The organism is Streptomyces glaucosporus (genome assembly GCF_039533345.1).
Taxonomy (GTDB): Bacteria; Actinomycetota; Actinomycetes; order Streptomycetales; family Streptomycetaceae; genus Streptomyces; species Streptomyces glaucosporus.
This window is the reverse complement of record NZ_BAAATJ010000003.1, coordinates 184,377-197,568: the sequence shown is the minus strand read 5'-3', so window position 1 is coordinate 197,568 and position 13,192 is coordinate 184,377. Positions and strand designations below refer to the sequence as shown.

The following is a 13,192-nucleotide window of genomic DNA, read 5'->3' as shown; positions in this document are numbered from 1 at the left end:
GGTCTGCGGCCACTGATCGCTCATCGGAGCGGGAGGGAGCGCGAATGTGTCCGATGACTGAGACGAGGCGGTTACCGAGGGCGTGATTCTCGCCACTTTGATAGGAGCCCTGCTCATATGAGCGAGAAAAGGTACCCTGCACTTCTCCAAGGGGTGGCACTGAGTGCCACCCCTGCTCATTTCAAGAGTTGACGCCGGATGTCACCCATGGTGGCGATGGAGCGCTCCATCCGCGACCGACGGTGCAGAAGACTTTGGACGGTGAACTCGCCTTTCCCCGGCTCTTGGGAAGCCCTTTGCTTTTGATCCTTCACCTGATGGGCGGTTACACCCTCATGGCCTAATGGTGGCCGTACTCCAAACCCTTCGATCTGGGTACTCTCCCCGCCGTCAGGGCAGCCTCCCCCGGACCCGTCCGGGGGGATCCAGCGAGGAGCGCGATTCTCGTGCCGGAAAACGAAGAGCCTCACGTAACCAGGAAGTTCGTCTACGACTTCACCGAGGGGAACAAGGACCTCAAGGACCTCCTCGGCGGCAAAGGGGCCAACCTCGCCGAGATGACCAACCTCGGCCTCCCGGTCCCTCCCGGGTTCACCATCACCACCGAGGCGTGCAAGGTCTATCTCGAATCCGGCGCCGAGCCCCCGGCGCTCCGCGACGAGGTGAGTGCGCACCTCGACGCCCTGGAGCGGAAGATGGGCAAGAAGCTCGGCCAGGCGGACGACCCCCTCCTCGTGTCCGTGCGGTCCGGCGCCAAGTTCTCCATGCCCGGGATGATGGACACCGTCCTCAACATCGGCCTGTCCGACGCCTCGGTCGCCGGGCTCGCCGCCCAGGCCGGGGATGAACGTTTCGCCTGGGACTCCTACCGCCGCCTCATCCAGATGTTCGGCAAGACCGTGCTGGGCGTCGACGGCGACCTGTTCGAGGAGGCGCTGGAGGAGGCCAAGCGCGCCAGGGGCGCGGCCACCGACGTCGACCTGGACGCCGGCGACCTCAGGAAGCTCGTCGAGCGGTTCAAGGCCATCGTCTCCGAGGAGACCGGGCGCGAGTTCCCCCAGGACCCGCGCGAGCAGATGGACCTCGCCATCCGCGCGGTCTTCGACTCCTGGAACGGCGAGCGGGCCCGCCTCTACCGCCGCCAGGAGCGCATACCCCACGACCTGGGCACGGCCGTCAACGTCTGCTCCATGGTCTTCGGCAACCTCGGCCCCGACTCCGGCACCGGCGTCGCCTTCACCCGCGACCCCGCCGGCGGCCAGCAGGGCGTCTACGGCGACTACCTCGCCAACGCCCAGGGCGAGGACGTCGTCGCCGGCATCCGCAACACCGTGCCGCTCGCCGAGCTGGAGAGGATCGACAAGAAGTCCTACGACCAGCTCATGGAGATCATGGAGACCCTGGAGAACCACTACAGGGACCTCTGCGACATCGAGTTCACCATCGAGCGCGGCAAGCTGTGGATGCTCCAGACCCGCGTCGGCAAGCGCACGGCCGCCGCCGCCTTCCGGATCGCCACCCAGCTCGCCGACCAGGGCCTGATCGACGACGCCGAGGCGCTCCGCCGCGTCACCGGCGCCCAGCTCGCCCAGCTGATGTTCCCGCACTTCGACGAGGCGAAGGCCGGCGACGGAGGGGCCGAGCGGATCGGCAAGGGCATAGCCGCCTCGCCCGGAGCCGCCGTCGGCCGGGCCGTCTTCGACTCCGCCACCGCCGTCAGGCGGGCACAGGAGGGCGAGAAGGTCATCCTGGTCCGCCGCGAGACCAACCCCGACGACCTCGACGGCATGATCGCCGCCGAGGGCATCCTCACCAGCCGCGGCGGCAAGACCTCGCACGCCGCCGTCGTCGCCCGCGGCATGGGCAAGACCTGCGTGTGCGGCGCCGAGGAACTGGAGGTCGACACCAGGCGGCGCCGGCTGACCGCGCCGGACGGCACGGTCGTCGAAGAGGGCGACGTCATCTCCATCGACGGCTCCACCGGCAAGGTCTACCGCGGCGAGGTCCCCGTCGTGCCCTCCCCCGTCGTGGAGTACTTCGAGGGCCGCATCCGGGCGGACGAACAGGCCGGCGAGCTGGTCAGGGCCGTGGACCGGATCATGACCTACGCCGACGGCGTCCGCCGCATGAAGGTGCGGGCCAACGCCGACAACGCCGAGGACGCCGCCCGGGCCCGCCGCTTCGGCGCCCAGGGCATCGGCCTGTGCCGCACCGAGCACATGTTCCTCGGCGAGCGGCGCGAACTGGTCGAGCACCTGATCCTGGCCGAGACCGAGGAGCGGCGCGAGTCGGCGCTGGACGCGCTGATGCCGCTCCAGAAGGGCGACTTCGCCGAGCTCTTCGAGGCCATGGACGGCCTGCCGGTCACGGTGCGGCTGCTGGACCCGCCGCTCCACGAGTTCCTCCCGGACCTCACCGAGCTGTCGGTGCGCGTCGCGCTCGCCGAAGCCCGCGGCGAACGCGACGAGAACGACCTGCGCCTGCTCCAGGCCGTCCGCCGCCTCCACGAGCAGAACCCCATGCTGGGTCTGCGCGGCGTACGGCTCGGCCTGGTCATCCCGGGCCTGTTCACCATGCAGGTGCGGGCCATCGCCGAGGCCGCGGCCGACCGCCGGGCCGCCGGCGGCGACCCGCGCGTGGAGGTCATGATCCCGCTGGTGGGCACCGTCCAGGAACTGGAGTGCGTCCGCGAGGAGGCCGAGAAGGTCGTCGCGGAGGTGGAGCGGGCCCGCGGCGCGGATCTGAACCTGGCCATCGGCACCATGATCGAGCTGCCGCGCGCCGCGGTGACGGCCGGGCAGATCGCCGAGTGCGCCGACTTCTTCTCCTTCGGCACCAACGACCTCACCCAGACCACCTGGGGCTTCAGCCGGGACGACGTGGAGGCGAGCTTCTTCGCGACCTACCTGGAGAAGGGCATCTTCGGCGTCTCCCCCTTCGAGACCATCGACAAGGAGGGCGTCGGAGCGCTGGTGCGCACCGCCGCCGAGGCCGGCCGGGCCGCCCGCCCGGACATCAAGCTCGGCGTCTGCGGCGAGCACGGCGGCGACCCGGAGTCCGTCCACTTCTTCCACGAGGTCGGTCTGGACTACGTCTCCTGCTCCCCGTTCCGCATCCCGGTCGCCCGCCTGGAGGCCGGCCGCGCGGCGGCGATGGAGACCGGCGGGGGCAGCGACAGCCGCTGACCCCGCGACCCGATACCACCACCCGACGCCGGAGCCCGTCCCCGTCAGCCCCTACCCTCACCGGCGGGGACGGCCCCGGCCACCGAAAGGAAGGGGCGGCGCCTGTGCGGAGGCGCCGCCCCTTCCGCCATGGCCTGCTCGGATTCCCGGGACGAGGGGGTGCGCGGGGGCGCGGGGCCCGGGCCGGACGGGCGCGGTGGACGGCGGCGCGGGCCCCGGCGAGCATGACCCGGACGGGAACCGACCCGGAGGGAGACACGCGGATGACCGTGATCAGGACGCCCCGGCTGGTGCTCCGGCGCTGGCGCGAGGAGGACGTCGAGCCGCTGGCCGCCGTCAACGCCGACCCCGAGGTGATGCGCTGGATCGGGGACGGATCGGTCCGCGACGTGGAGCGGACGCGCGCGGGCGTCGAGGAGATGGAGCGCGAGTGGGAGGCGGAGGGGTTCGGCCTGTTCGCGGTCGAGGTCCGCGCCACGGGCGAACTGGCCGGGTTCGCGGGCCTGTCGGTGCCCCGCTTCCTGCCGGAGGTGATGCCCGCGGTCGAGGCCGGCTGGCGGCTGGGGAAGCGCTTCTGGGGCAGGGGGCTGGCCGGTGAGGCGGCCGCCGCCGTGCTGCGGTTCGGCTTCCTGGAGTGCGGGCTGGACCGTGTGGTGAGCATCGTCCAGGTCGGCAACGACGCCTCCGAGCGCCTCGTGCGGAGACTGGGCATGCGCTGCGAGCGCGAGACCGTCGACCCCTCCTGCGGGCGTCCGGTCCGGGTCCACGCGATCACCGGGACCGAGTACACCGAGTACGGCGCGACGCGGTGACAGGCGCCCCGGCGGAACCGGCGGGGACGGCAGGGCCGTCCCCGCCGCCGTACGCGACCGCCGACCGCCCGAGGACGACTCCATGACCGCAGCGACCGCCGCCCGCCACCTGTACCTCGCCCGGCACGGCGAGGCGACGCCCGACGAGAGCGCGCTGACCCTGGCCGGACGCCGCCAGGCGGAGCTGCTGGGGGAGCGGCTCCGGGGCGTTCCGCTGTCGGCGGTCCACCACGGGCCGCTGCCCAGGGCGGAGGAGACGGCCCGCTTGGCCGCCGGGCGGCTGGACGGGGTGCCCCTGCACCGGTCGGAGGCGGCCGGGGACTACGTGCCGTACGTGCCGGCGCCGGAGGAGCTGCCGCCGGAGTGGGCCGGGGGGATGCCGCGCCGGCTCGGCGGTGTCGCGGCGGAGGAGCGCGAGCGGGGAGCGGAGCTGGCGCGGGAGGCCCTCGCGCGGTTCACCGGTCCGGTGCCGGGGGAGGAGCCCCGCCACGAGCTGGTCGTCACCCATGCCTTCCTGGTCGCCTGGCTGGTCCGCGACGCCCTGAGCGCACCCCGGTGGCGCTGGATGGGGCTGAACCACGCCAACGCCGCGCTGACCGTCATCCGGTACGCGCCGGACGGGCCGCCGTCGGTGCTGCTGTACAACGACACCGGTCACCTCCCGGAGGGGCTCCGCTGGACCGGGTTCCCGCCCGGGCTGCGGGTCCGGTGAGCCCCGGCGGGGTGACGAAAGGGAGATACGGCGTCAACTCTTGAACGAGTGACGCCAGTTGCAGATCGTTTCCGTCCAACATCTTGACGGCTGTTTATCTCAACTTTACGTTGCCGGAATCTGAGAGCGCTCTCAAACCCCCCGCACTCCCCCACGAGGAGCCGTTCATGAGATTCCGCAGACGTCCCGCCGCGCTGCTGGCGGCGGTGGCGGCCACGGCGGCCGCCGCCACCGGCCTCGGCGTCGTCGGGGCGGGCACCGCCGGCGCCGCCACCGTCCCCGTCGGCCAGGGCGGCTACAGCGACACCCGGCCCGCCGGGGCCGCCGGGCCGGAGAACAACGCCGGCGCCTCCGTCAAGCCGAAGGTCACCTCCGCCGCCGCGGGCAAGCCGGTGCCCACCAACGACTGGTGGTCGTCCCTGGTCTTCCAGCGCTACCCCGACAACCCGTACTCCGAGAACATGTACGGGCACCCGCTCACCTACCGGGCCGTCTCCGGCGGGCTGGAGGTCGGCTACCCCACCTCGCACGCGATCGTCGGGGACGGCCGCCAGTACGAGTTCACCCACAAGCGGGACCTGACCATCGGTCTCCAGGGCCTCAACTCCCCCGACGCCAGGGCCGACTCCTGGAGCGACTGGACCGTCACCCCCTACTGGTCCGACGGCACCCGCACCCTGCGCACCACCATCGGCCACGGACTGCCCTACGTGTACGCGCAGGGCACCGGCGGCGCCGCGCAGATCTCCGCCGCGAGCACCCCGAACGTCTTCGCCGACGACGGCAACGTCCTGGGCGTCACCGTCGGCGGCCACCACTACGCGCTGTTCGCCCCCACCGGCAGCGACTGGACCGTCTCCGGCAACGACATCCGCGCGAACCTGGGCGGCAAGGACTACTTCTCCCTGGCGGTCCTGCCGAGCACCGACGCGCTGGCCACCTACCGCAAGTACGCCTTCAGCTTCGTCACCGGCTCCAAGGTCACCTGGGACTACGACCGGGCCGCCGGCCGGATCAAGGCCACCTACGCGCTGACCACGACCGCCAAGGAGGGCAGCCAGACCGGCACCCTCCAGGCGCTCTACCGCCACCAGTGGCTCCACACCTCCGACCCGCTGACCTCCTACACCTACGTCTCGCCGCGCGGGACGATGAAGGTCCGCGAGGGCACCTCCTTCACCACCTCCCAGAAGGTCACCGGGGTCCTGCCGGGCCTGCCCAGGACGTCCGGCGTGGACAAGGCCAGGCTCACCGGCTACCTGAACGAGGTCGTGAACGCGGCCGACCCGTTCGACGGGGCCACGGACACCTACTGGACGGGCAAGCAGCTCGGCAAGCTCGCCCAGCTCGTGCCCATCGCCGACCAGATCGGCGAGACCGGCATCCGCGACAGGCTGCTCGGCCTGATCAAGGGCCGGCTCCAGGAGTGGTTCACCGTCGGCGGGGCCTCGGAGTTCTCCTACGACCGCGACTGGAAGACCCTCATCGGCTACCCCGCCTCCTACGGCAGCGACAAGGAACTCAACGACCACCACTTCCACTACTCGTACTACGTGATGGCCGCGGCCATCGTCGCCCAGTACGACAAGGCGTGGGCCGCCGACTCCGCCTGGGGCGGCATGGTCAAGACCCTCATCAGGGACGCCGCCAACCCCAGCCGCACCGACGAGAAGTTCCCCTTCCTGCGCGGCTTCGACGTCTACGCCGGCCACAGCTGGGCCGCCGGCCACGCGGGCTTCGCCGCCGGCAACAACCAGGAGTCGTCCTCCGAGTCGATCAACCTCAGCGCCGGCCTGGTCCTGTGGGGCTCGGCCACCGGCGACACCTCCCTGCGCGACCTGGGCGTCTACCTGCTGACCACCGAGGCCGAGGCGATCGCCCAGTACTGGTTCGACGCCGACCAGCAGGTCTACCCCGGCAACTTCGACCACGACGTCGTCGGCATGGTGTGGGGCAGCGGCGGCGCGTACTCCACCTGGTGGACCGCCAACCCCGAGGAGATCCACGGCATCAACGTCCTGCCGGTGACCGGCGGCTCGCTCCACCTGGCCCGGAACAAGGACGCCATCCGGCGGAGCATCGCCGAGATGGAGAAGGCCAACGGCGGCCCGGCCGTCGAATGGCGCGACATCTTCTGGGAGTTCCAGGCCCTGGCCGACCCCGCCAAGGGCAAGGCCGCCTGGGACGCGCAGGGCGGCAACTACGGCCCGGAGGCGGGCGAGAGCAAGGCCCACACCTACCACTGGGTCGCCACCCTGGACGCGATCGGCGCCCCCGACCCCTCCGTCACCGCCGACAGCCCCACCGCCGCGGTCTTCACCAAGAACGGCACCCGCACCTACGTGGCGCACAACTTCTCCGACTCGGCGAGCACGGTGACGTTCTCCGACGGCGGCAGGCTGACCGTCCCGGCCCGCTCCACGGCCACCGGCACCGGCACCGCGGACCCGGGCGACCCCGGTGACCCGGGCACCCCGGCCACCGGCGACACCCTCCACCTGCGCTCCGGCGGAACGCTGAGCACCACGTCCGGTTCCGCCACCGCCGACACCATCCCCTCGGCGGGCGGCGCCAACCACGACGGGACCCCCAACCGCCCGCTGGTCTACGAGATCAGGAACGTCAACGGCACCCACAAGGCGGGCGGCACCACCGACTTCCGGCTGAAGGTGGACGCGGGGACGGCCGTCGGCCTCGGCCAGCAGGCCCGGGTCTCGTACGACCTGACCGGCGACGGCACCTTCGACCGGGTGGAGACCTACCGCTACTTCGCCACCGACCCGGTGGACGGCTGGGAGGAGTACGCCGCCTCCCGCGCCGGACTGAAGTCGGCCTCGGGCAGCCTGGGCAACCTGCGGGGCGGAACGGTCCGCGTCGAGGTGTGGAGCGCGATCGGCAACGGCCCGTCGAAGCTCCAGGTGGGCTCCGGATCGGTGCTCACCATCCCCTTCGGGTGACCGGTCCCTGGCACCGGACCCCGACAGGGCGCCGTGCCCGCACCGCGTCACGCGGTGCGGGCACGGCCGCTCCCGGCCGGCGCGGGGAGCGGAGTAGCGTGCACTTCGTGGCCCCGGTCCGGGTGAACGCGGTCCGGTGAACTCCGGTGGTTCGTCGGACAGTTCGCCGATGACCGGAGACCGCGCCATGCGCACCCTTCGCGCCCGTGCCGCCGCCCTCGCCGTGCCCCCGGCGTCATGCCTGGCATGCCTGTCGCTCCTGTCGGCCTGCTCCACCGGTTCGGACACACCGGTGGACGGCGGCCCCCCGGAGAGCGTGGAGAGCGCCGCGGCCCCGAGTTTCTCGCCGCACCCCGAACCGGAGGGGCGAGAGGAGCGGGAGGAGCGGTGGAGACTCGGCCAGGCGGGCCCGAACGGCGAGACGCCGTGGCCGCCCTCGCCCGGACCGAAGGCGGTGCGCGACGCGTTCGCCGGTCTGCAGGACACCCTGGACGACTCCTGCGACACCCCGGGGAACTGCGAGTACCTCCCGAACCGGGTGCTGGACGAACTGGCGGACCCGGACGAGGCGATGAAGGCCGACGCCAAGGGCCCCGGCCGCTTCCCCGAGCCGATCGCCTGGATGGCGGCGCTGCGCGAGGACGCCGGCGACGACCCGTCCTACCAGCACCTCAAGGCGCACCAGGAGGAGATCTTCGGCACCCGCGACCGCATCAACGTCTGGATGCAGGACCATCCGGACGACTACCGCTGGCGGGCACGGCGGGCCCGGTCCCCCGGCGGCGCGCCGCCGGGGGACCGGGGGGGGAGGGGGGAGGAGCCTCAGGAGCGGAACGGGCCCCGCACCTCGTAGGTGATGCCGCCCGAGCTGCTGCCGCTGGTGCCGCGCTGGCTGGAGAAGTACAGCCGGCTGCCGTCGGGGGAGAAGGCCGGGCCGGTGATCTCCGAGGACGACTGGCCGCCGATCCGCAGGAAGGGCGCCACCACACCGTCCGGGGTGATCACGCAGATCTCCATGTTGCCGCCGTCCTCGGCGACGAACAGGTCGCCGGAGGCCGAGCCGGTGACGTTGTCCACGCCCGTCAGCGGGGCGCCGCCGGTGACCAGGGAGTCGTCGTAGGCGAGTTCGATGGTGTCGCTCGCCGCGTTGAGCCGCCACACCCGGCCGTCGCCCTTGGTGGTGAACCAGCAGATCCCGTCCGCGTAGTGGCAGCCCTCACCGCCGTTGAAGTGCTTGGCCGCCGAGACCTGGTGGCGGGTGGCGGTGGAGGAGGCGGACGGGTCCGGGACGCGGGCCCAGCCGATGGAGCCGGAGGTGCCCGTGCCGCCCGTCATCACCTCCAGCGTCCCCGAGGAGAGGTCGCCCCAGGTGGTGGGGCGGAAGCGGTAGAGGCAGCCGTCGGAGACGTCCTCGGTCAGGTAGATCACCTTGCGGACCGGGTCGGCGGCCGTGGCCTCGTGCTTGAAGCGGCCCATGGCGTCGCGGCGGACGGCGGCCTTCACGCCCCACGGGTCGGTCTCGTAGACGTAGCCGCGGTCCACCTCCTCGCAGGACAGCCAGGTGTTCCACGGTGTCGCGCCGCCCGCGCAGTTCTGCCGGGTGCTCGACAGGATGCGGTAGGCGCCGGTGACGGTGCCCGAGGAGTCGAAGCGGACCGCGCTCGCGCCGCCGCCGGGGTTGATCTCGGAGTTGGAGACGTAGATCCAGCCGGTGCCGTCGGGGTAGCAGGCGCCGCCGTCGGGGGCGTTGTGCCAGGTGTAGGAGGTGCCGGGGACCCTCTGCCCGGAGCGGGCGATCACCCGGCTGGTGAAGCCCTGGGGCAGCTGGATCCCGTTGGCGTCGGCCGATCGCAGGGCCCCGTAGGGGCTCGGGCCGGGCTGGGCGGGGGCGGCGTGCGCGGCGCCCCGCCACAGGGAGCCGCCGAAGGCGGCCACCGATCCGGCGAGGACGGCACCGCGCAGGAAGTCACGACGTTCCACGATCACTCCACCGAGGTCGTCTGGCCCCGCGACCGGCCGGCCGCGGGGTCGAACGATCCGGAAAGGTAGGGACCCTGCTTTGACGGGACATGAACAATCGACCGCTCCGGGTGGCCGGTTGCCCCAACACCGTTCGTCCCGCCCGGGCTTCCGCGGTCCGGTCGCCCGCCCGGCCGGGCGGACGGCCGCCGCTCACCGGGCCGCCGCTCACCGGTACGGCGGGAACTCGTAGCGCACGCCGGTGAGGCGCTCGGACACCGCCCACAGGCGCTCGGCGGCGGCGTTGTCGCGGGTCCAGGGCGCGCGCCAGGACGGGCCGGGCTCCCCGCGCACGCCCAGCCGGCTCGGCCCGGTGAAGGAGTCCTGCCGGACCATCGGGGCGGTCGCGGCGTGGAGGATGGGGAGGGCGCCCGCCTCGGGGGAGGAGGCGAGGAGCCGGTTGAGCAGGCGCGCGGCCCTCTCCCTCCCGTGGCGGCCCGCCAGCCGCGGCCCCTTGGCCTGGAGCTCGGTCGAGGAGTACCCGGGGTGCGCGGCGGCGGAGAGGATGTGGTGGGGGGCGGCGCGGCGGGCCAGTTCGCGGGTGAACAGCAGGTTCGCCGTCTTCGACCGGGCGTAGGCGATCCAGGGGTGGTAGCGGTGCTCGGCGTTCGGGTCGTGGAGGTCGACGTTCGCCATGGCGTGGGCGAGGCTGGAGACGGTGATCACCCGGGCGCCGCGGGCGGCCAGCAGCCGCGGCAGCAGCAGGCCGGTCAGCGCGAAGTGGCCGAGGTGGTTCACCCCGAACTGCGTCTCGAAGCCGTCCGCGGTGCGGGAGCGGGGGAGGGCCATCAGCCCGGCGTTGTTGACCAGCAGGTGGAGTTCGTCGAAGGGCAGGGCGTCGGCGAAGGCCCGCACCGAGGCCAGGTCGGCGAGGTCCAGCAGCCGCATCTCGGCCCGCGCGTCCGGCACCTGGTGGAGCAGCCGGCACAGGGCCGCCGAGCCCCGCCGCCGGTCGCGGCAGGCGAGCACCACCCGCGCGCCGTGCCGGGCCAGCTCACGCGCGGTGACCTGGCCCAGGCCGCTGTTGGCGCCGGTGACCACGGCGGTCCGCCCGCCGAGGTCGGGGATGTCCCGCGCGGTCCAGCCCATGCCCTGTCGCTCCTCGCCTCGGCCCCGCCCGGTCTACCGTGACGGCGCGATCGGTCACCTTCGCGGGGCACAGCGTAGGCCGGGCGGGAGGCCGGGGCGAGAAGTCCGGCGCCACCGGAGTGGGGCGCCGGGGCCGGATGGGTCGGGGGCGGTCAGGAGGCCAGGACGCGCACCTCCGTGCCGCAGGACATCCGGCGGTCGTGGCCGACCGTGCGCTCCGGCCCGGTCAGGGTCAGCGGCACGGTGTGGCGGACGTCGGCGCTGGAGGCGGCCAGGCGCAGCTCCACGGCGCCGGGTTCGACGATCCGCTGCCCGGGGCGCAGGGTGTACGAGGTCAGGTCGGCGTGGAAGTCGAAGACGACCTCGGCGGCCTGGCCCGGCTCCAGCGTCACCCGCGCGTAGCCGATCAGCCGGCTGACCGGCTGGACGGTGCGGGCCACGGGGTCGTGGAGGTAGAGCTGGACGACCTCGGTGCCGGCCCGCTCACCGGTGTTGCGGACGGTGAGGCGGACGCCGGTGCCGCCGTCCGTCGGCACGGTGTCGGAGTCGGCCCCGGCGGCCTCCCACGCGAAGGTGGTGTAGGACAGGCCGTGCCCGAAGGGGTACAGGGGCGTCGGGTCGATGTTGCTGGCCGCGCCCTTGAGGCCCAGCGGCGGCGCGAGGTAGGTCCAGGGCTGGCCGCCGTTGCCGCGCGGCACGCTGACCGGGAGCCGGCCCGAGGGGTTGACCCGGCCGGTGAGCACGCCGGCGACCGCCGGTCCGCCCTCCTCCCCGGGGAAGAACGCCTGCACGGTGGCGGCGAGCCGCCCCTCCCACCGGCCGAGCGCGTAGGGGCGGCCGGTGAGGAGCACCAGCACGACCGGGCGGTCGGTGCTCTCCAGCAGCTCGTCCAGGAACGCGGCCTGACCGTCGGGGAGGGTGAGGTCCTCGGCGTCGCAGCCCTCGCCGGAGGTGCCGCGCCCGAAGAGGCCGGAGCGGTCGCCGAGCACGGCGACGACGACGTCGGCGTCACCGGGGTCCCCGGTGAGGGCCGCGCCGGGCAGCTCGGCGCCCAGGGCGTCCAGCAGCGTGGGGATCTCCACGCCGACGGGCAGCTCGGGGTGCTCGACGCCGACGTGCCGGGGGAAGGTGTAGCAGCCGAGCATGGCGGACTGCTCGTTCGCGTACGGGCCGACCACGGCGATGCGGGCCGTGGGGTGGAGCGGCAGGACGCCCTCGCGGTTGTCCAGCAGCACCACGGACTCCTCGGCCACGCGCCGGGCCAGGGCCCGCATCGCGGGCGGGTCGAGGTCGATCGGCCCCTCCGAGACGGGCGAGGACTGCGTCCAGTCGGGGTCCAGCAGCCCCAGCTCGCACTTCTGCCGCAGGACCCGCAGCACGGCCCGGTCCACCAGCTCCTCGGGGACCTCCCCGGACCGCACGGCCTTCAGCAGGGGCTCGCCGTAGCAGCGCACGCTCGGCAGCTCCACGTCGACGCCCGCGGCGAGGGCCAGGGCCCCGGCCCGGGCGGGGGAGTCGGCGACGCGGTGGTTCCGCTCCAGGAACGAGATCCCGAAGTAGTCGGCGACGACCGTGCCGTCGAACCCCCACTCCTCGCGGAGCAGACCGGTGAGGAGGTCGGGGTTCGCCGCCGCCGGGACGCCGTCGATGTCGTTGTAGGCGTGCATCACCGAGCGCGCGCCGCCCTCGCGCAGGGCCATCTCGAAGGGCGGGAGGATCACGTCGGCCAGCTCGCGCGGGCCGATCGAGACGGGGGCGTGGTTGCGGCCGCCCCGCGAGGCCGAGTAGCCGGCGAAGTGCTTGAGCGTGGCCACGATCCCGCTCGACTCCAGGCCCGCCACATAGGCGGTGGCCACGGTTCCCACCAGGTAGGGGTCCTCGCCGATCGACTCCTCGGTGCGGCCCCAGCGCGGGTCGCGCACCACGTCCAGGACGGGGGAGAGGCCCTGGTGGATGCCGACCGAGCGCATCGAGGCGCCGATGGCCGCGGCCATCTCCCGGACCAGGGCCGGGTCGAAGGTCGCCCCCCAGGCCAGGGGGGTGGGGAAGATGGTGGCCTGCCAGGCGGTGAAACCGGTCAGGCACTCCTCGTGGGCGAGGGCCGGGATGCCGAACCGGTTGGCCGCGGCGACCTTCTTCTGGAAGGCGGCCAGCGCCCGGGCGCCCTCGCCCGGCTCCACGGGAGCCGTGCCGAAGGGGCGGGTGATCTGGCCCAGGCCGTGGGGCAGCAGGCCGTCCAGGTCGACGGCCTCGGAGACCTCGTGCTGGAACGGAGCGACGTCCTCGCCCTCGGCCTCGGAACCGGGCCAGATGCTGGAGAGCTGGGCCAGCTTCTCCTCCAGCGTCATCCGGGACAGCAGATCGGCGGCGCGTTCCTCCGCGGGGCGGGAGGTGTCCTGCCAGGGGTGGTGATGCATG

Annotated in this window: 8 protein-coding genes; 5 read left to right on the top strand and 3 right to left on the bottom strand. The window is 73.2% G+C overall.

Annotated features, from left to right (window positions below):
* The first annotated feature begins 446 nt into the window (after positions 1–446).
* The 5 genes from ppdK to ABD358_RS05100 all read left to right on the top strand — a co-directional run bounded on the left by ppdK (position 447) and on the right by ABD358_RS05100 (position 8,519).
* On the top strand, positions 447–3,185 hold the full coding sequence (gene ppdK, locus ABD358_RS05120; protein ID WP_344629625.1) for a pyruvate, phosphate dikinase: 2,739 nt from the start codon (positions 447–449) through the stop codon (positions 3,183–3,185).
* 263 nt (positions 3,186–3,448) lie between these two features.
* Positions 3,449–3,997 carry a GNAT family N-acetyltransferase gene (locus ABD358_RS05115; protein WP_344629624.1) on the top strand — a complete coding sequence of 183 codons (549 nt, stop codon included), beginning with the start codon at positions 3,449–3,451 and terminating at the stop codon, positions 3,995–3,997.
* A gap of 82 nt (positions 3,998–4,079) precedes the next feature.
* Entirely contained in the window at positions 4,080–4,709 is a 630-nt protein-coding gene (locus ABD358_RS05110; protein WP_344629623.1) for a histidine phosphatase family protein, read from the top strand.
* Between the two features lie 167 nt (positions 4,710–4,876).
* Positions 4,877–7,666, top strand: a complete 2,790-nt coding sequence (locus ABD358_RS05105) for a glycosyl hydrolase (RefSeq protein ID WP_344629622.1) — start codon at positions 4,877–4,879, stop codon at positions 7,664–7,666.
* A gap of 169 nt (positions 7,667–7,835) precedes the next feature.
* Positions 7,836–8,519 (top strand): hypothetical protein, encoded by a 684-nt coding sequence (locus ABD358_RS05100; RefSeq protein ID WP_344629621.1) that lies wholly within the window; start codon positions 7,836–7,838, stop codon positions 8,517–8,519.
* Here ABD358_RS05100 and ABD358_RS05095 read toward each other — a convergent pair.
* The 3 genes from ABD358_RS05095 to ABD358_RS05085 all read right to left on the bottom strand — a co-directional run bounded on the left by ABD358_RS05095 (position 8,489) and on the right by ABD358_RS05085 (position 13,191).
* A complete protein-coding gene (locus ABD358_RS05095) occupies positions 8,489–9,646 on the bottom strand; it encodes an alkaline phosphatase PhoX (protein ID WP_344629620.1) in 1,158 nt (385 codons plus the stop codon). The two genes, ABD358_RS05100 and ABD358_RS05095, sit on opposite strands and share 31 nt — an antisense overlap.
* A 207-nt stretch (positions 9,647–9,853) precedes the next feature.
* On the bottom strand, positions 9,854–10,774 hold the full coding sequence (locus ABD358_RS05090) for an oxidoreductase (protein WP_344629619.1): 921 nt from the start codon (positions 10,772–10,774) through the stop codon (positions 9,854–9,856).
* Positions 10,775–10,926: 152 nt separating this feature from the next.
* Complete coding sequence (locus tag ABD358_RS05085) at positions 10,927–13,191, bottom strand: beta-xylosidase/alpha-l-arabinosidase (RefSeq protein WP_344629618.1); 2,265 nt, start codon at positions 13,189–13,191, stop codon at positions 10,927–10,929.
* Between the last annotated feature and the right edge of the window lies 1 nt (position 13,192).

Excerpts from the sequence above, each read along its gene's own strand:
- ABD358_RS05115 (WP_344629624.1), top strand. The coding sequence starts at position 3,449 with ATGACCGTGATCAGGACGCCCCGGCTGGTGCTCCGGCGCTGGCGCGAG.
- ABD358_RS05105 (WP_344629622.1), top strand. The coding sequence starts at position 4,877 with ATGAGATTCCGCAGACGTCCCGCCGCGCTGCTGGCGGCGGTGGCGGCC.
- ABD358_RS05090 (WP_344629619.1), bottom strand. The coding sequence starts at position 10,774 with ATGGGCTGGACCGCGCGGGACATCCCCGACCTCGGCGGGCGGACCGCC.
- ABD358_RS05085 (WP_344629618.1), bottom strand. The coding sequence starts at position 13,191 with ATGCATCACCACCCCTGGCAGGACACCTCCCGCCCCGCGGAGGAACGC.
- ABD358_RS05110 (WP_344629623.1), top strand. The coding sequence starts at position 4,080 with ATGACCGCAGCGACCGCCGCCCGCCACCTGTACCTCGCCCGGCACGGC.
- ABD358_RS05100 (WP_344629621.1), top strand. The coding sequence starts at position 7,836 with ATGACCGGAGACCGCGCCATGCGCACCCTTCGCGCCCGTGCCGCCGCC.